Annotated in this window: 16 protein-coding genes and 1 other RNA gene; 10 read left to right on the top strand and 7 right to left on the bottom strand. The window is 70.6% G+C overall.

From position 1 onward, the window contains the following. Window positions 1–2 precede the first annotated feature (2 nt). Both IB242_RS00140 and IB242_RS00135 read left to right on the top strand, forming a co-directional pair. Complete coding sequence (locus tag IB242_RS00140) at window positions 3–815, top strand: formylglycine-generating enzyme family protein (RefSeq protein WP_192275177.1); 813 nt, start codon at window positions 3–5, stop codon at window positions 813–815. After that, window positions 812–1,384, top strand: a complete 573-nt coding sequence (locus IB242_RS00135; protein WP_192275176.1) for an SCO family protein — start codon at window positions 812–814, stop codon at window positions 1,382–1,384. The genes IB242_RS00140 and IB242_RS00135 overlap by 4 nt, the downstream gene beginning before the upstream one ends. A 1,164-nt stretch (window positions 1,385–2,548) precedes the next feature. On the opposite strand, the gene IB242_RS00130 is transcribed toward IB242_RS00135, so the two are convergent. The 7 genes from IB242_RS00130 to IB242_RS00100 form a co-directional block, all read right to left on the bottom strand. Further along, window positions 2,549–4,069: an acetyl-CoA hydrolase/transferase family protein gene (locus tag IB242_RS00130; RefSeq protein ID WP_192275175.1), complete on the bottom strand. Its 1,521-nt coding sequence runs from the start codon at window positions 4,067–4,069 to the stop codon at window positions 2,549–2,551. A 101-nt stretch (window positions 4,070–4,170) separates the two neighbouring features. Further along, window positions 4,171–4,560 carry a VOC family protein gene (locus tag IB242_RS00125; protein ID WP_192275174.1) on the bottom strand — a complete coding sequence of 130 codons (390 nt, stop codon included), beginning with the start codon at window positions 4,558–4,560 and terminating at the stop codon, window positions 4,171–4,173. A 33-nt stretch (window positions 4,561–4,593) separates the two neighbouring features. Then, the gene (locus tag IB242_RS00120; protein WP_225539912.1) at window positions 4,594–6,141 is read right to left on the bottom strand and encodes an MDR family MFS transporter; all 1,548 of its coding nucleotides are present in this window, start codon (window positions 6,139–6,141) and stop codon (window positions 4,594–4,596) included. A gap of 73 nt (window positions 6,142–6,214) precedes the next feature. Continuing rightward, entirely contained in the window at window positions 6,215–7,306 is a 1,092-nt protein-coding gene (locus tag IB242_RS00115) for an HlyD family secretion protein (RefSeq protein ID WP_192275173.1), read from the bottom strand. 5 nt (window positions 7,307–7,311) lie between these two features. Continuing rightward, window positions 7,312–7,782 carry a MarR family transcriptional regulator gene (locus IB242_RS00110; RefSeq protein WP_192275172.1) on the bottom strand — a complete coding sequence of 157 codons (471 nt, stop codon included), beginning with the start codon at window positions 7,780–7,782 and terminating at the stop codon, window positions 7,312–7,314. Window positions 7,783–9,162: 1,380 nt separating this feature from the next. Beyond that, window positions 9,163–10,491: an aminopeptidase P N-terminal domain-containing protein gene (locus IB242_RS00105; protein ID WP_343237060.1), complete on the bottom strand. Its 1,329-nt coding sequence runs from the start codon at window positions 10,489–10,491 to the stop codon at window positions 9,163–9,165. A gap of 1 nt (window position 10,492) precedes the next feature. Further along, a complete protein-coding gene (locus IB242_RS00100; RefSeq protein ID WP_192275171.1) occupies window positions 10,493–11,038 on the bottom strand; it encodes a UPF0149 family protein in 546 nt (181 codons plus the stop codon). 203 nt (window positions 11,039–11,241) lie between these two features. On the opposite strand from IB242_RS00100, the gene IB242_RS00095 reads away from it, so the two are divergent. The 8 genes from IB242_RS00095 to IB242_RS00060 all read left to right on the top strand — a co-directional run bounded on the left by IB242_RS00095 (window position 11,242) and on the right by IB242_RS00060 (window position 16,836). Next, window positions 11,242–13,395: an EAL domain-containing protein gene (locus tag IB242_RS00095; protein ID WP_343237059.1), complete on the top strand. Its 2,154-nt coding sequence runs from the start codon at window positions 11,242–11,244 to the stop codon at window positions 13,393–13,395. 68 nt (window positions 13,396–13,463) lie between these two features. Then, a complete protein-coding gene (locus IB242_RS00090; protein ID WP_192275170.1) occupies window positions 13,464–13,688 on the top strand; it encodes a TIGR02449 family protein in 225 nt (74 codons plus the stop codon). Beyond that, window positions 13,685–13,990, top strand: a complete 306-nt coding sequence (locus IB242_RS00085) for a cell division protein ZapA (RefSeq protein WP_192275169.1) — start codon at window positions 13,685–13,687, stop codon at window positions 13,988–13,990. The genes IB242_RS00090 and IB242_RS00085 overlap by 4 nt, the downstream gene beginning before the upstream one ends. A gap of 114 nt (window positions 13,991–14,104) precedes the next feature. Further along, window positions 14,105–14,288: non-coding RNA, 6S RNA (gene ssrS / locus IB242_RS00080), on the top strand. Window positions 14,289–14,521: 233 nt separating this feature from the next. After that, complete coding sequence (locus tag IB242_RS00075; RefSeq protein ID WP_192275168.1) at window positions 14,522–15,112, top strand: 5-formyltetrahydrofolate cyclo-ligase; 591 nt, start codon at window positions 14,522–14,524, stop codon at window positions 15,110–15,112. Beyond that, window positions 15,109–15,579, top strand: a complete 471-nt coding sequence (locus IB242_RS00070; protein WP_192275167.1) for an EVE domain-containing protein — start codon at window positions 15,109–15,111, stop codon at window positions 15,577–15,579. Before IB242_RS00075 ends, IB242_RS00070 begins: the two co-directional genes overlap by 4 nt. Before the next feature lie 94 nt (window positions 15,580–15,673). Further along, window positions 15,674–16,321, top strand: coding sequence for a ribose-5-phosphate isomerase RpiA (gene rpiA / locus IB242_RS00065; protein ID WP_192275166.1), 648 nt, complete (start codon window positions 15,674–15,676; stop codon window positions 16,319–16,321). 62 nt (window positions 16,322–16,383) lie between these two features. Next, window positions 16,384–16,836: a DUF192 domain-containing protein gene (locus IB242_RS00060; protein ID WP_192275165.1), complete on the top strand. Its 453-nt coding sequence runs from the start codon at window positions 16,384–16,386 to the stop codon at window positions 16,834–16,836. Window positions 16,837–16,910: the final 74 nt, after the last annotated feature.

Genomic DNA, 16,910 nt, shown 5'->3' with positions numbered 1-16,910 from the left:
CCATGATCCGGACCGCGGCCCCGCGCACCCTGCTCTGTCTGGCACTGCTGACGGCGCTGCCGCCGGCACTGTCGGCGGGGCAGGCCGCCGCCGCACCGGATCAGCCCGCCGCCGGCGAATACCTCCCCCTCGCCGGCGGCGATTTCCGCTCCAGCCTGCGTCTGGACGACGCGATCGGGCCCAGGCACGTCGCACCGTTCCAGCTGATGCGCGAGCCGGTCAGCAACCGCCAGTTCGAAGCCTTCCTCGCGAAGGAGCCGCGCTGGCGCCGCGACCGCATCGCGCGCGTCTTCGCCGACAACGGCTACCTGGCGCACTGGGCGTCGGCCGATGCCGCCGGCGCGGACGAGGCAGCTGATGCACCGGTCCGCCACGTCAGCTGGTTCGTGGCCGACGCCTACTGCCGCAGCCAGGGCGCGCGCCTGCCCGACTGGCTGGAATGGGAGTTCGCCGCCGCGGCCGACGCCACCCGCCACGACGCGCGCGAGGACCGCGCCTGGCGCATGCGTCTGGTCGCCGATGGCAGCCCGCGTGCGATTGACGCGGCCGCCGACGCACCGGCCAACGCCTACGGCATCCGCAACCTGCATGGTCGCCAGTGGGAGTGGGTCGGCGACTACAGCACCCTGATGGCCGGCAGCGACAAGCGCGGCCAGGACGACGGCGACCGCCTGCGCTTCTGCGGCGCGACTGCCCTGTCCTTCACCGACCGCGAAGACTACGCGGTCCTCAAACGGGTCGCCCTGCTGTCGGCGCTGCAGTCCAACGCGACGCTGGGCAATCTTGGTTTCCGCTGCGCAAAGGATCCGCCATGAAATCGATGCTGTTCCTGCTCTGCCTGGTCATGCCCGCCGCGCCTGCGCTGGCGACCGACACCGCTCCCCTGCCGAGCGAATCGCTGTACCAGGTCGACGCCCGCCTGACCGACCAGGACGGCAGCCTGCTGGCCTGGTCCGACCTGCGCGGCCAGCCGCGCGTGGTCTCGATGTTCTACACGCACTGCCACCTGATGTGCCCGATGATTCTGGAAAGCGGCAAGGCGCTGCAGAAGCAGCTGGCCGCCGATGGTCACCGCATCGAGGTGGACATGCTCAGCCTGGACCCGGAGCGCGACATCCCGGCGGTGCTGAAGCAGACCGCCGCCGACCACCGCCTGGACATGCGCGACTGGCGCCTGCTGCGCCCGGCGCAGAACGATGTCCGCGCGCTGGCCGCCAGCCTGGACGTGCGCTATCGCCAGCAGCCTGACGGCAGCTTCAGCCACACCAGCGTGCTGGTGCTGCTGGATGCCGACGGCCGTCCGCTGGCACGCAGCGAAGTGGTTGGCCTGCAGCCGGACCCGGCCTTCGTCGAACAGGTGCGGCAGACGCTCGCCGCACGATGATGCGCCCCTTTCCGTGGGCGCGGCCCCGCCGCGACCACGTGTGGTGACCGGCTGGCGGCAATGGCTGAAAAGCGGTCGGCCTCCAGCGGCCTCGTACACGGCTCCACGTCGTTCCGGACCGCCCTGTAGAGCGGCCACAGCCGCGACTGCCATGCCAAACCATGCATCGCCCGCGACCGGCCGCACCATGGTCGGCCTCGAGCGGCCTCCTACGAGATCCCGGTCGCCGCGCACGCCATCCCCCGCAGGCGCGGCCCCAGCCGCGACCACTCTGTGGAATCACACGCTGGCGGCGAACGTGGAAGTCGATGCGCTGGCCAGGACGGATGGATGGCGGTCGGCCTCCAGCGGCCTCCTGCACGGCTCCACCTCGTTCCGGACCGTCCCTGTAGGAGCGGCCCCAGCCGCGACTGCCATGCCAAGCCATGCATCGCCCGCGACTGGTCGCACCATGGTCGGCCTTGAGCGGCCCCCTACAAGATCCCGGTCGCAGCGCACGCCATTCCCCGCAGGCGCGGCCCCAGCCGCGACCACTCGTGGAATCACACGCTGGCGGCGAACGTGGAAGTCGATGCGCTGGCCAGGACGGATGGATGGCGGTCGGCCTCCAGCGGCCTCATACACGGCTCCACGTCGTTCCGGACCGTCCCTGTAGGAGCGGCCCCAGCCGCGACCACTCGTGGAATCACACGCTGGCGGCGAGCGTGGAAGTCGATGCACTGGCCAGAACGGATGGATGGCGGTCGGCCTCAAGCGGCCTCCTACACGGCTCCACGTCGTTCCGGATCGTCCTTGTAGGAGCGGCCGCAGCCGCGACTGCCATGCCGAGTCATGCATTGCCCGCGACGGCCGCACCATGGTCGGCCTCGAGCGGCCTCCTGCAAGATCCCGGTCGCCGCGCACGCCATCCCCAGCAGGCGCGGCCCTGCCGCGACCACCCTGTGGATACGCATGCTGGCGATGACCGTGGCCACACAACCGGCCTTGAGCCTGCAGGCGGCCAGCCGCTCCGTCGTCGCCGGCCTGCAGAAACGGCCGTGATCGTGGCCACCCTCGTCCCCTCACCCGCCCGGCCGCATGCTTCCCGCAACGCCTGCACGCGGCGTCCGGACCGACCTCCGGCGTGAGGCGTGCTCGCCACCACGCCGTCGGCGATCCGCGTGCTCAGGCCTGCGGCAGCATCGTGCCGGTGTCGAGGAAGCGCTGGTGCCAGGACAGCGCCTCGTTCAGCAGATGCGGCGTGTGCTTGCCGCGGCTGTCGCGCATCGCGCGGTCGAAATAATCCTGCAGCAGCGGCCGGTAGTCCGGGTGCGCGCAGTTCTCGATGATCTTGCGCGCACGCTGCTTCGGCGACAGGCCGCGCAGATCGGCCAGGCCCTGCTCGGTGACGATCACCGCCACGTCGTGCTCGGTGTGGTCGACGTGGCTGACCATCGGCACGATCGCCGAGATCGCCCCGTTCTTCGCCGTCGACGGGGTCAGGAAGCACGACAGGAAACCGTTGCGGGCGAAGTCGCCCGAGCCGCCGATGCCGTTGATGATGCTGGTGCCGGCCACGTGGGTGGAGTTGACGTTGCCGTACAGGTCGGCCTCGACCATGCCGTTCATGCCGATCACGCCCAGGCGGCGGATCAGCTCGGCGTGGTTGGAGATCTCCTGCGGACGCAGCACGATGTGCTCGCGGTAGCGGTCGATGTTGGCGACGAAATCCGCGACGCCTTCCGGGCTCAGCGCGAACGAACTGGCCGAGGCGATCCCGATGGTGCCGTCGCCGATCAGCTCCAGCATGCCGTCCTGGATGACCTCGGTGAACGCGGTCAGGCCGCGGAAGCCGGCTTCGCGCAGGCCGGCCAGCACCGCGTTGGCGACGTTGCCCACGCCGGACTGCAGCGGCAGCAGGTTCTCGTGCAGGCGCCCGGCCTTGATCTCGTGGCGGAAGAACTCGACCAGGTGGCCGGCGATGCGGCGCGAGGTGTCGTCGATCGGCGCGAAGCGGCCAAGGCGGTCCGGCGCATCGGTCTCGACCACGGCGATGACCTTGTCCGGATCGCAGCGCAGGTAGGGCTCGCCGATGCGGTCGCCCGGATGGGTCAGCTGGATCGGCTTGCGCTGCGGCGGCAGCGCGGTGCCGTAGTAGATGTCGTGCATGCCGTCCAGGCCGAGCGGCTGGCGGTGGTTGACCTCGATGATCACCTTGTCGGCCAGGTCCAGCCAGGTCTTGTTGTTGCCGACCGAGGTCGACGGCACGAGGCGCCCATCGGGCAGGATCGCGCTGACCTCGACCACGGCCACGTCCAGCCGGCCGAGGAAACCGAACCAGGTGTACTGCGCGACATGGCCCAAGTGGATGTCCATGTACTCGATCTCGCCCTGGTTGATGCGGGCGCGCAGGTCGGGATCGGACTGGTACGGCAGGCGGAAGTCGATGCCGCCGGCGCGGGCCAGCGCACCGTCGAGTTCCGGCGCGGTGGACGCGCCGGTGAGGATGCGCAGCGCGAACGCCTCGCCACGGTCGTGCGCGGCGCTGATGCGGTTGGCCAGCGCCAGCGGGATGCCCTTGGGATAGCCGGCACCGGTGAAGCCGCTCATGCCGACCGACATGCCCGGTCCGATCAGTTCGGCGGCCTGTTCGGCGCTCATCCGCTTCGCCGCGAGTCCGGCGTGGGCGATCCTGTTGCTCGTCATCTGCTGTGCATCCGCATGGCTGAAATGCCGATTCTAGCGGGCCGGATGCGATATCCAACCGATCCTGCGCAATGCGCGCCCGCTCTTTCGTCGCATCGCGCTCAGGCGGTCTCGTACAGCTCCAGCGGCAGCTGGTCCGGGTCGGCGAAGAAGGTGAAACGGCGTCCGGTGTACGCATCGACGCGGACCGGCTCGCAGGCCACGCCATGCGCCTGCAGGTGCGCGATGGCCGCCTCGATGTCGGCCACGCGCAGGGCGAGGTGACGCAGGCCGCAGGCCTCCGGGCGCGACACGCGCGGAGGCGGCGACGGAAACGAGAACAGCTCGATCTGGCTGCCGTCGGGCAGGCGCAGATCGAGCTTCCACGAGTCGCGCTCGGCGCGATGCACCTCATGCACGATCTCCAGCCCCAGCACCTCCGTGTAGAACCGGCGCGAGCGCGCGTAGTCGGAGGCGATGATGGCGACGTGGTGAAGGCCGGCGATCTGCATGCGTGGTCTGTCCGTTGGGGGCGAGGAACAGCGTCAGTGCGCCGCGGCGGCCGCTTCCGACGGCGATCCGCCCGCGCCGGTCGCATGGCGCCCGCTGTGCATCAACAGCACCAGCGGCATCGCGCACAGGGTCAGCACCATCATCAGCCAGAAGTCGTTGGCATAGCCGATCGCCGCAGACTGCCGCATCAGCTCGTTGTTGAGCATCGCCGCGCCGGTGGCGGTGGCCGGGTCCCACAGCGCCGGCAGCAGGCTCTGCTCCGCGCCGAAGGCCGGGATGCGCGCGTCGATCTCGGCATGGTTGATCTGGTTGGCGCGCGCCAGCAGGGTCACCACGATCGAGATGCCGACCGACGAACCGATGTTGCGGACCAGGCTGAACAGGCCCGCCGCCTCGGTGCGCTTCCAGGGTTCCAGCGTCGAATAGGCGATGGTGGAGATCGGCACGAACACCAGGCCCAGGCCGGCGCCCTGGATCACGCCCAGCCAGACCACCGCCTGGATCGAGGCCTCGGTGCCGAACTGCGACATGCCGTGCAGCGAGTACACCATCAGCGCCATGCCGGTGAGGATCGGGATGCGCGCGTCGACGCGGCCGAGCATCCGCCCGACCAGCATCATCGAGAACATCGTGCCGACGCCGCGCGGCGCCAGCACCAGGCCGATGGTCAGCACCGGGTAGTGCATCAGCGTGTTGAGGTAGGGCGGCATCAGCGCCAGCGTGGCGAACAGCACGATGCCCACCACGAAGATCAGCACGCAGCCCACCGCGAAATTGCGGTTGCCCAGCAGCCCCAGGTCGAGCAGCGCGTGCTCGCGCCGGTTCCACCACCACAGCCCGTACAGGTACAGCGCGACGAACGCCACCGCCGCCTCGATCTGCACTTCCAGGCTGCCGAACCAGTCCTGGCTCTCGCCGCGGTCCAGGAACAGCTGCAGGCCGCCGATGCCGAGCGCGAGCAGCGCCAGGCCGATGCCGTCGAGGCGGCGTTGCTGCGGCGCGTCCTGCTTCACGCTGGCCATGATGCCGATCAGCGCAAGGATGCCGACCGGCAGGTTGATCAGGAACACCCAGTGCCAGCTGTAGTACTCGGTCAGGTAGCCGCCCAGCGGCGGGCCCAGGATCGGCCCGACCATGATGCCCATGCCCCACAGCGCCATCGCCGCGCCGTGCTTTTCCTTCGGGAACGCATCGAGCAGCAGCGACTGCGAGATGGGCACCAGCGAGGCGCCGAACACGCCCTGCAGCACGCGGAACAGCACCATCTGGCCGATGTCGGTGGCGATGCCGCACAACAGCGAGGCCACGGTGAAGCCGCTCACCGCGATGATCAGCAGGCGGCGGCGGCCGAGCCGCCCGGCCAGCCAGCCGGTGACGGGGGTGAGGATGGCGGCGGCCACGATGTAGCTGGTCAGCACCCAGGACGCCTGGTCCTGGGTGGCCGACAGCGAACCCTGCATGTCCGGCAGGGCGACGTTGGCGATGGTGGTGTCCAGCGCCTGCATCAGGGTGGCCAGCATCACCGAGCCGACCAGCAGCGCGCGGCTGCCGCCTTCGGAGGTATTCGGGCGCGGGGTCATGGGAAGTCCGGGTCTGGAACGGATGACGCCCGCGGCGCGGCGGGCGTCAGGAGGGCGGAAGGTGCGCGGCGGCTCAGCCGTGCGCGGTGGCCGTATCGGCGGTCGCGGCGCTGCCGTCGCGCAGGTCGACCTTGACCTCCGCGCTCATGCCAGCGCGCAGGATCGGCGCGTCGGCGCGGTCGGCATCGTCGATCTCCAGCCGCACCGGGATGCGCTGCACGATCTTGACCCAGTTGCCGGTGGCGTTCTGCGCCGGCAGCACGCTGAACTCGGCGCCCGAGGCCGGCGCGATCGAGGCCACGTGCGCCTTCCAGGTCACGCCCGGATAGCTGTCCACGCGCAGCGTCGCGGTCTGGCCGACCTGCATGCGGGTCAGCTCGGTTTCCTTGAAATTGGCCTCGATCCAGGTGCCGGTGGCGACCAGCGGCATCGCGGTCTGGCCGAGGTTGATGTACTCGCCGACCTGCAGGTCGTGCATGCCGACGATGCCGTCGACCGGCGCGCGCACCTCGGCGTGGGCCAGGTCCAGGCGCGCCTTTTCCAGCATCGCCAGCGCGGCGCGGTACTCGGGCAGCTGCTCGACCGGGGTGCCGATGCTGCCGCTCAGCGAGGCCATCGCCTCGGTCTGGCTGGCCACCGCCGAGGCCCGTTCGGATTCGGCCTCGGCCACCGCGTGGCGCGCGTCGTCGAGCATCTGCCGCGACACCAGCTGCTGGCCGGCCAGCTCCTGCATGCGCTTCAGGTCGCGGCGCGACCATGCCAGCTTCTCGTTGGCCGCGGCGATCGAGGTGCCGGTGCCGGTGACCTTGGCGCGGCTGGCGCTGGCGGTGTTGATCATGCGCGCCACCAGGGCCTCGTTCTGCGCCACCGCGATCTCCAGCGGCTGCGCGTCGATGCGGAACAGCAGGTCGCCCTGCTTGACCGGCTGGTTCTGGCCGACCGCCACCTCGACCACGCGGCCGCCGACCTGCGGCGCCACCAGGATGCGCTCGGCCTTGATGTAGGCGTTGTCGGTGCCGACCACGCGGCTGGACTGGACCCACTCCCAGCCGAAGAAGCCGACCACGGCCAGCGGCCCGGCCACCCACAGCCAGACCGGGACGCGGCGCTTGCGGACGGGAGACGAAGCCGCGGCGGGGGCGGCGGAACCGGAGGTGCTGGTCATCGGGGTCAACTCTTGGAGGAAGGCTCGCCACGGCTTTCGCGGTCGAGCTGGATCAGGGTGTCGCGGATGCGGCCGAACACGTCCATGGCCGCGGCCAGTTCATCGGCGCCGATGCCGGCCAGGGTGTCCTCGCGCAGCGAGCGGGCCACGGCCTCGGCGTCGTCCATGATCTGCGCCGACTGTGCGGTGGGATGCAGGCGCCAGACCCGGCGGTCGGACGGATCGGCGCGCCGCTCGACGAAGCCGGCCTTCTGCAGCCTGTCGATCACGCGGCCGACGGCGATCGGCTCCATGTCCAGCAGGTCGGCCAGCTCCACCTGGGTGATCCCGGGCTGGCAGCCGATGCGCTTGAGCGCCCGCCACTGCACGCGGGTGATCTCCAGGTGCGAGGCGCGGCGATCGAACACGCGGCCGAACAGCCGGGCCATGTCGACCACCAGATACCCCACGCGTTCCTTGTCAGCTGCGCTGTTCATGGCTGCGAAGGATATAGATGCTTAGGCATGTATTTCAAGCGCAGGCCGGGTTTCGATGGCGGGCGTTAAGGAATTGATGGAGCCGGCGCCTCGGCTCTGGAAGCGCCGTGGCGCTGGTTCCGGGCGGGCGGCTGCAGGGCGACGGCGCCCCGGGTGCAGGCGGCCGTTTGCGGCCGGCCGTCTTGTGCGGGAGCTGGACCGTCGCTGTCGGCAGGATGGCGGTCGGGGCTGTGGCCCCTTCTACCCGGCCGTCGCCGTCCCGACGAGGAACACCAGAGGCCGACGTCGCACCACTGCGCTTCCGCGCGCACGGCGGCAACGGTTTCAGGATCGTCCTCGGCCGTCGCAGGAGGCCGCTTGAGGCCGACCGCGTTGTGTGGGAGGCGCGTTTTGCCGATGCCCGCAGGATGGCGGTCGGGGCTGTGGCCCCTCCTACCCGCCGTCGTCGTCCCGACGAGGAACATCAGGGGCCGACGCCGCACCACTGCGCTTCCGCGCGCACTGCAGCAACGACTTCAGGATCGTCCAAGGCCGTTGCAGGAGGCCGCTTGAGGCCGACCGCGCTGCATGGGAGTCGCGCTTTTGCCGATGCCCGCAGGATGGCGGTCGGGGCTGTGGCCCCTCCTACCCGCCGTCGCCTTCCCGACGAGGAACATAAGGGGCCGACACCGCACCACTGCGCTTCCGCGCGCACGGCGGCAACGGTTTCAGGATCGCCCTCAGCCTTTGTAGGAGGCCGCTTGAGGCCGACCGCACTGTGCGGGAGGCGCGTTTTGCCGATGCCCGCGGGATGGCGGTCGGGGCTGTGGCCCCTCCTACCCGCCGTCGTCGTCCCGACGAGGAACATCAGGGGCCGACGTCGCACCACTGCGCTTCCGCGCGCACGGCGGCAACGGTTTCAGGATCGCCCTCAGCCGTTGCAGGAGGCCGCTTGAGGCCGACCGCACTGTGCGGGAGGCGCGCTTTGCCGATGCCCGCAGGATGGCGGTCGGGGCTGTGGCCCCTCCTACCCGCCGTCGCCATCCCGACGAGGAACACCAGGGGCCGACGCCGCACCACTGCGCTTCCGCGCGTACGGCAGCAACGACTTCAGGATCGTCCAAGGCCGTCGTAGGAGGCCGCTTGAGGCCGACCGCACTGCGTGGGAGGCGCGTTTTGCCGATGCCCGCAGCATGGCGGTCGGGGCTGTGCCCCCCTACCCGTCGTCGTCCCGACGAGGAACACCAGGGGCCGACGTCGCACGACTACGCTTCCGCGCACAGCGGCAACCATTTCAGAATCGTCCTCGGCCTTTGCAGGAGGCCGCTTGAGGCCGACCGCCTTGTGCAGAACGCGACACTGCGCCATACCGGCAGGAGGGCGCCCCTGGCCGCGGCCCGCCTACCTGGCCGCCATCGCCGCTTCGATCTCGTCGGCGCTGCGGGCCAGGCCGTCGCTCAGCAGTTCGTGGCCGTCGGCGGTGATCGCCACGTCGTCCTCGATGCGGATGCCGATGCCGCGCCAGCGCTCGGGCACCTCGCGCTCCTCGCGCGGGATGTAGACGCCCGGTTCGACCGTCATCACCATGCCCGGCTCGAGCAGGCGCGACTCCTCGTCGATCCGGTAATCGCCGACGTCGTGCACGTCCATGCCCAGCCAGTGTCCGCTCTTGTGCGGATAGAACCGTTTGTAGTGGCCGTCGGCGATGTTCTTCTCCAGCCGGCCCTTGAGCAGCCCCAGCCGCAGCAGACCGTCGGTGAGCACCTGCACCGCGGCGTCGTGCACCGAGGCGTAGGACACGCCGGGCCGGGCCGCCGCAAGCGCCGCGGCCTGCGCCGCGCAGACCAGGTCGTGCAGCAGCCGCTGCTCGCGCGAGAAGCGTCCGCCGACCGGGAACGTGCGGGTGATGTCGGAGGCGTAACCGCGGTATTCGGCGCCGGCGTCGATCAGGACCAGGTCGCCGTCGGCGGCGCGGGCGGTGTTGGCCATGTAATGCATGATGCAGGCGTTGGCGCCGGCACCGACGATGCTGGCGTAGGCCGGCCAGGCATCGCTGGCGCGGAACACGCGCTCGACCTCGGCCTGCAGCTCGTACTCGCGGATGCCTGGACGCGCCGCGGCCATCGCCGCCTGGTGGCCGCGCACGCCGATCGCCGCCGCCTGCCGCATCAGCTTGAGCTCGTCGCGCGATTTGAACAGGCGCTGCTCGTGCAGCAGGTGGCCCAGCTCGAGGAACTCGTGCGGCGGCTGCGCGCCGTGCCGGGCCTGCGCCCGCACCCGGTTGACCCAGCCGATCAGCTTGAGGTCGAACTCGGCGTCGCGGCCGAAGTGGTAGTGGACCCGCGAACGGCCTTCAAGCAGCCCGGGCAGGATCTCGTCCAGATCCTCGATCGGATAGGCGTCGTCCAGGCCGTAGCTGTCGACCGCCCCTTCCTGGCCGGCGCGCGGGCCGTCCCAGCGCTCGCGCAGCGGGTCGCGCTCGCGGCAGAACAGGATCGCCTCGCCGTGGCGGCGGCCGGGCACCAGCACCAGCACCGCGTGCGGTTCGGGAAAGCCGCAGAGGTACCAGAAGTCCGAGTCCTGCCGGTACGGGTAATGCACGTCCAGGCTGCGCACCCGCTCGGGCGCGGCCGGCAGCACCAGGATCGCGCCGTCGCCGGCCATGCGCATCAGCTGGCGGCGGCGGCGCGCGTACTCGGCGGTGGCGATCCCGGTGATGCGCTTGAGCACGTCAGTTCAGGCTGCGGCGGTGGCGCGGCCCCAGCACGCAGTCGCCATGCAGCAGCAGCACGGCCACGCGCACGAACTCCTCCAGCTCCGACAGCGCGGACTCGTCCTCTTCGTCCTCGTCGATCTCGTCCACGCTGGTCTGCGCCAGCTTGGCCAGGTCCTGCAGCGCCTCGGCGCCCTCCTCCGACAGCGGCGGCGTGGCGCCAGCGGCCAGGCCGAACGCGCCGAGGAAGCCGCGGCACCAGTCGAACAGCGCCTGGGCGCGCTCGCCCAGCGGCGCATCGGCGGCCGGCAGCAGCAGGTCCAGCGCGAAATCGGAATCGGCCAGCTGCGCCACGGTGACCTCGCGCAGCTGGTCGAGCGCGCTGCCCGAGGCCGGCGTCGGCGCTGCAGGATCGGCCAGCACGCTGGCCGGCCACGCGGCCCGGTCGACACCGCCACCGGCAAGCCAGCCGCAGAGGCCGCCATGCAGTTCGGCGGCGGGGGCGCCCAGGCCGAGCGAGCGGCTCTCGGCGTCGACGAGTGCGGGAGATGGCAATGACTGCATCCGCTGGAAACTCCTGATCCGGTGACGGTCCGTCCACGGCCGCGGACGGCTGCGAAGTGTAGCAATCGGACACGCATGCAGCTTGTCCGCGTCGCGGCGCCACGCCTACACTGACACCGTTTTCACAGCCGCCGACAGGCCATGCCTCTGCCACGCGTGACGCGTCACCGCCCAAGCGTGGTCAGCCCCGGGAATCGACCTCGGTGACCGCCGCCCTGATGGCGCTGGCCGTGGCCCTGATGATCGCCGTCCTGCTGCTGAGCTGGCACTGGCGGCGCAACGAGCTGGAACATTCGCAGGCGCTGGGCACGCGCGACCAGCACCTGACCGTGGCCTTGTGGGGGTCCGGCGAGCAGCTGTGGGACTACGACCTGCGCAACCGCCGCCTGCATCTGCTGCATGCCGAGGACGGCGACGGTTCGCTGCTGATGGTCGGCAGCCACAGTCCGCTGCCGCTGGTCCATCCGCACGACCGCCTGCTGCTGCGCCGCCGCCTGCGCGCGCACCTGCGCGGCCACGAGCCACTGTTCGTCTCCGAGCACCGCGTGGACGTGGATGGCGACGGCAGCTGGACCTGGATGCGGGTCCGCGGCCGCACCGTCGAGCGCGACGCCGGCGGCCGCCCGCTGCGCCTGGCCGGCACCGCCCGCGACACCACCGCCAGCCGCCACGCCGACGCCGAGCGCCGCATCGCCGGCGAAGTGCTGCGCAACATGAGCGAGGCGGTGGCCATCCTCGACCGCGACCTCAACTTCCTCGCGGTCAACCCGGCCTTCTCCCAGATCACCGGCTACACCGACGTCGAAGCGCTCGGGCGGCCGTTCTCGATGCTCGACAGCGACCGCTACGGCGGCCAGCAGGGCGCGCTGCGCGAAGGCCTGGGCCAGCTCGGGCACTGGCAGGGCAACCTGTGGATGGCGCGCCGCGACGGCCACGAGATCCTGTGCCGGGTCCGCCGCAACGGGGTCCAGGACGGCGGCGGCGACACCAGCTTCCACGTGGTGGTGCTCAGCGACATCACCGAACAGAAGCGCGCCGAGCAGGAACTGCGCTACCTGGCCAACTACGACACGCTGACCAGCCTGCCCAACCGCTCGCTGCTGTCGGAACGGCTGGCGCGTGCCATCGTCCGCGCACGCCGCGAGGGCGGCTGGGTGGCGGTGCTGTTCCTGGACCTGGACCGCTTCAAGGACATCAACGACTCGCTCGGCCATGCCGCCGGCGACCGGGTCCTGCGCGCGGCCGCCGAGCGCGTGCAGCACGCGGTGGGCCCGCAGCACACCGTCGCCCGCATCGGCGGCGACGAATTCACCGTGGTCCTGGAAGCCCTGCCCTCGCCCGGCGAGGCCGAGTACGCGGCCCAGCGCGTGCTGGATGCCTTCGCCGATCCGCTGCTGCTGGGCGACCACAACGAGATCACGATCTCGCCGTCGATCGGCATCAGCCTGTTCCCCGACCACGCCCAGGTTCCCAGCGAGCTGCTCAAGCACGCCGACACCGCCATGTACCAGGCCAAGGCCGCCGGGCGCCGCACCTGGCAGCTGTACTCGGCCGACATGGACGAGGCGACCCGCCGCCGCGCGACCCTCTCCGGCCTGCTGCGGCGCGTGCTGGAGCGCGACGAACTGCGCGTGGTCTACCAGCCGCGCTGGTCGATCGGCGAGCGCCGGGTGATCGGCGCCGAGGCGCTGCTGCGCTGGTACAACCCCGAATTCGGCGTGATCCCGCCGGACCAGTTCATCCCGCTGGCCGAGGACACCGGCCTGATCCTGGAGATCGGCGAGTGGGTGCTGCAGGAAGCCTGCGCCACCCTGCGCCAGTGGGGCGAGGCCGGCATGGACGGCCTGTGCATGTCGGTCAACGTCTCGGCGATCCAGCTGCTGCGGGGCGACCTGCCCGGCACGGTCGCGCGGATCCTGGCCGAGACCGGCATCGACCCGGGCCGGCTGGAGCTGGAGCTGACCGAGAGCACCATCATGGGCAACGTCGCCCGCAGCGCGGCGGTGCTCAATGCCTGCCGCGCACTCGGCGTCGGCGTGGCGGTGGACGACTTCGGCACCGGCTACTCCTCGCTGGCCTATCTCAAGCGCCTGCCGCTGACCACGCTGAAGATCGACCAGGAGTTCATCGGCGACCTGACCCGCGACCCGGACGACGAGGCCATCACCAGCACCGTCATCGCGATGGGCCATTCGCTGGGCCTGACCGTGGTCGCCGAGGGCGTGGAGACCTCCGCCCAGAGCGATTTCCTGGAGGCGCATGGCTGCGACCAGATCCAGGGCCACTACATCGCCGCGGCGATGGACCGCGAGACCACCCTGCGCTTCCTGCGCGAGCGCGACGGACTGGTCGCCTGAGCGCCGCCGCCGGGCCCGGGCCCGGCGCTTGACCGCATGCCGCGGCCCTGCCTATCGTGGCCGCACCCATGGACCCCTCGACCGACGCCACCGCCCAGCTCCGTGCCCTGGCCGCGCGCATCGAGGCGCTGGCCGACCGCTGCCAGCGTCTGGGCGACGAGAACCGCAGCCTGCGCCAGCAGCAGGAACAGCTGATCGGCGAACGCGCCCAGCTGCTGACCAAGAACGAGCAGGCGCGCTCGCGGGTCGAGGCGATGATCGCCCGCCTGAAGTCGCTGGAGCAGCACACATGAGCACCGCCAGCGAACCGGTCAGCGTCCGCATCCTGGACCGCGAGTACACCGTCGGCGTCAGCGCCGACGAACGCGACGGCCTGCTCTCCGCCGCGCGCCTGCTGGAAACGCGCATGCGCGAGATCCGCGGCAGCAACCGCATGGTCGCGCTGGACCGGCTCGCGGTGCTCGCCGCGCTCAACCTGGCCCATGAGCTGCAGCAGCTCAGGACCGAGCGCGACGCGCAGGAACGCGAACTCACCCGCACGCTGGACGCGCTGCATCGTCGCCTCGACGGCGTGCTGGGGCCCAGCGGCGGCTGAATGCGTCGTTCGATAGACGCGGCCTTTGCGAGACTGAATCGCGCATTGCCGATTTCTCTCGCTGCACCGACGAACGGACTAGGCAGCCCCGCGCACGGCGCTATAATCCACCTGCGTTCTCTGCCGTGTTCGACAGCTGGCAAAACATTCGCCTTGTCCCTTAAGAACGACACCGGGGATGCGACGACACCGGGTGTGCAAGTCCGCCACGTAGCGGAAAGCCCGATGGGGTCCCAGCGTTCCCACTTGAACCTCGGGTTCAAGGTCGTTTCGCCGCATCGGCAATGGCGGAGAATGCCTAGATTCGCGATGACGCCTTCCTGCCTGCGCAGGAAGGCGTTTTCGTTTGTGCCCGCCGGCTGACCGCGCGCCGACCGGCATGGGGCATCGAGCGCGATGCCGCGGCGCATGCGTGCCGCCACCCGCGTCGGTCACAGCGCGGGTGGACGACGCCTCCTTGCCTGCACCGCCGGTCCACTTGTGCGCGGCTTTCCTTCATCATGCGCGCACCCACGCACCACCGGACATCCGATGACCCAGGACCGTGACGCGCTGCGCCGCGCACTGCGCGAGCGTCGCCGCGCCCTGCCCGCCAAGGCGCGCATCGCCGCCGCCGAGGCCCTCGCCGACCGCATCCTCGCCCTGCCGTTCCTGCCCGCAAGCGGCTACCTCGCCGGCTACTGGGCGCTGGATGGCGAGATCGGCCTGCACGTGCTGCAGATGCGGCTGCCGGCCGGCCTGAGCTGGTGCCTGCCGGTGCTGCACGACGATGGGGTGCTGCGCTTCGCACCGTGGCGCGCCGGCGATGCGCTGGTCAGCAACCGCTACGGCATCCCCGAACCGGACGTGCACCCCGACTCGGCCCTGGACGCGCATGAGATGGCGCTGGCGGTGATGCCGCTGGTGGGCTTCGACGCGGCCGGCCAACGGCTGGGCATGGGAGGCGGCTGGTATGATCGCAGCTTCGCGTTCCGCCGCGAGCAGGCCGCGCCGACGTGGCTGGTCGGCGCCGGATTCGCGGTGCAGGAAGTGCCCGCGCTGGACACCGCCGACTGGGACATCACCCCCGACGCGATCTGCACCGAACACGCCACGTACCTCCGCGAGACCCGCACCGCATGACCGCCCGCAAGCGCTACTGGCTGATGAAGTCCGAACCGGACGCCTTCTCCATCGACGACCTGCAGCGGGTCGGTACCGAGCCCTGGAACGGCGTGCGCAACTACCAGGCGCGCAACTTCATGCGCGACGGCATGAAGATCGGCGACGGCGTGCTGTTCTACCACTCCAACGCCAAAGTGCCGGGGGTGGTCGGCGTGGCCAGCGTCGCCAGCCATGCCTACCCGGACGAGACCCAGTTCGATCCGAAGTCGCCGTACCACGACCCCAAGGCCACGCGCGAAACGCCGCGCTGGTTCCTGGTCGACGTGAAGTTCGAGCGCAAGCTCACGCGTGTCATCGCACTGGACGAAATCAAGCAGCACACCGACGCGCTCGGCGAAGGCTTCCCGCTGACCTCGCGCGGCAGCCGCCTGTCGGTGTTCCCGGTGACCGCCGCGCAGTGGAAGCTGCTGCTGGCGCTGGAGTAAGCACGGCCGCACCTGCCTCATCCCATCGCTGCAGCGCGCATTCTGGCAGCGGATCCCGCACACGCCTTCCTTCCTCCCTGATCGACACCCCACCATGTCCGAAGCAAAGCGCCTGGCCGGCGAAAAGGCCATCGACTACGTCCAGGACGGCATGATCGTCGGCGTCGGCACCGGTTCCACCGTGGCGTTCTTCATCGATGCGCTGGGCCGCATCCGCGACCGCATCGCCGGCGCGGTGTCCAGTTCCGAGCAGAGCACCGCGCGGCTGAAGGCGCTGGGCATCGAGGTGCTGGACGCCAACGCCGCCGGCCCGCTGAAGCTGTACGTCGACGGCGCCGACGAGTGCGACGCCAACAAGTGCCTGATCAAGGGCGGCGGCGCCGCGCTGACCCGCGAGAAGATCATCGCCGAGGCCAGCGAGACCTTCGTCTGCATCGTCGATCCCGCCAAGCAGGTGCCGGTGCTCGGCCGCTTCCCGCTGCCGGTGGAAGTGATCCCGATGGCGCGCAGCCTGGTCGCCCGGCGCATCCTCGAACTCACCGGCGGCCAGCCGGTGTGGCGCGACGGCACCGTCACCGACAACGGCAACTGGATTCTGGACATCCACAACCTGTCGATCACCGACCCGGTGGCGATGGAAACCGCGCTCAACCAGATCCCCGGCGTGGTCAGCGTCGGCCTGTTCGCCCGCCGCCGCGCCGACATCGTCATCGTCGGCGGCGAGCCGCCGGTGGTGCTGTAAGGCCGCAGCGCGCGCCGCCGTCCGTCGTAGACTCCCTCCATCGTCATTCGCACCGGATTCCCATGGCCATCACCCGCATCTTCCTGCTCGCCGCCACCCTGCTGCTCAGCGGCTGCGCTTCGGCCGGCGGGACCTGGGTCGAGCTGGGCGGGGAGCGTTTCGCGGTGGAAATCGCCGCCAACGATGCGGACCGGGCGCGCGGGCTGATGTTCCGCGACGTGCTCGAGGCCGGCCACGGCATGCTCTTTATCCACGACCGCCAGGAACCGCAGGCGTACTGGATGAAGAACACCAAGATTCCGCTGGACATCCTGTACTTCGACCGCGAGCGCCGGCTGGTGTCGCAGCAGCGCGACGTGCCGCCCTGCTGGGCCGGCGACCGCTGCCCAGGCTACCCGAGCAATGCGCCGGCGCTGTACGTGCTGGAACTCAATGCCGGCGAGGCGGCGCGGCTGAAGCTGGAGAACGGCGCGGAACTGCGCTTTGGTCCTGACGTGCCCGCCGCCACACCCTGAACCGTTACGCCGGGCGAGCGCCCGGTGCACGGATCGGACTCAACCGGCCTGGCCCCAGGCCGATAGCAGGAGCA

Origin of the sequence: Xanthomonas sp. XNM01 (genome assembly GCF_014851915.1) — a bacterium.
Lineage (GTDB): Bacteria > Pseudomonadota > Gammaproteobacteria > Xanthomonadales > Xanthomonadaceae > Pseudoxanthomonas.
This window is presented reverse-complemented; position numbering and strand designations above follow the sequence as displayed.

What these genes read in the sequence shown, in the direction of transcription:
- IB242_RS00110 (WP_192275172.1), bottom strand. Translation starts at nt 7,782, where the DNA reads ATGAACAGCGCAGCTGACAAGGAACGCGTGGGGTATCTGGTGGTCGAC.
- IB242_RS00085 (WP_192275169.1), top strand. Translation starts at nt 13,685, where the DNA reads ATGAGCACCGCCAGCGAACCGGTCAGCGTCCGCATCCTGGACCGCGAG.
- IB242_RS00140 (WP_192275177.1), top strand. Translation starts at nt 3, where the DNA reads ATGATCCGGACCGCGGCCCCGCGCACCCTGCTCTGTCTGGCACTGCTG.
- IB242_RS00130 (WP_192275175.1), bottom strand. Translation starts at nt 4,069, where the DNA reads ATGACGAGCAACAGGATCGCCCACGCCGGACTCGCGGCGAAGCGGATG.
- IB242_RS00075 (WP_192275168.1), top strand. Translation starts at nt 14,522, where the DNA reads ATGACCCAGGACCGTGACGCGCTGCGCCGCGCACTGCGCGAGCGTCGC.
- IB242_RS00120 (WP_225539912.1), bottom strand. Translation starts at nt 6,141, where the DNA reads ATGACCCCGCGCCCGAATACCTCCGAAGGCGGCAGCCGCGCGCTGCTG.
- IB242_RS00100 (WP_192275171.1), bottom strand. Translation starts at nt 11,038, where the DNA reads ATGCAGTCATTGCCATCTCCCGCACTCGTCGACGCCGAGAGCCGCTCG.
- IB242_RS00090 (WP_192275170.1), top strand. Translation starts at nt 13,464, where the DNA reads ATGGACCCCTCGACCGACGCCACCGCCCAGCTCCGTGCCCTGGCCGCG.
- IB242_RS00115 (WP_192275173.1), bottom strand. Translation starts at nt 7,306, where the DNA reads ATGACCAGCACCTCCGGTTCCGCCGCCCCCGCCGCGGCTTCGTCTCCC.
- IB242_RS00125 (WP_192275174.1), bottom strand. Translation starts at nt 4,560, where the DNA reads ATGCAGATCGCCGGCCTTCACCACGTCGCCATCATCGCCTCCGACTAC.
- IB242_RS00135 (WP_192275176.1), top strand. Translation starts at nt 812, where the DNA reads ATGAAATCGATGCTGTTCCTGCTCTGCCTGGTCATGCCCGCCGCGCCT.
- rpiA (WP_192275166.1), top strand. Translation starts at nt 15,674, where the DNA reads ATGTCCGAAGCAAAGCGCCTGGCCGGCGAAAAGGCCATCGACTACGTC.
- IB242_RS00060 (WP_192275165.1), top strand. Translation starts at nt 16,384, where the DNA reads ATGGCCATCACCCGCATCTTCCTGCTCGCCGCCACCCTGCTGCTCAGC.
- IB242_RS00070 (WP_192275167.1), top strand. Translation starts at nt 15,109, where the DNA reads ATGACCGCCCGCAAGCGCTACTGGCTGATGAAGTCCGAACCGGACGCC.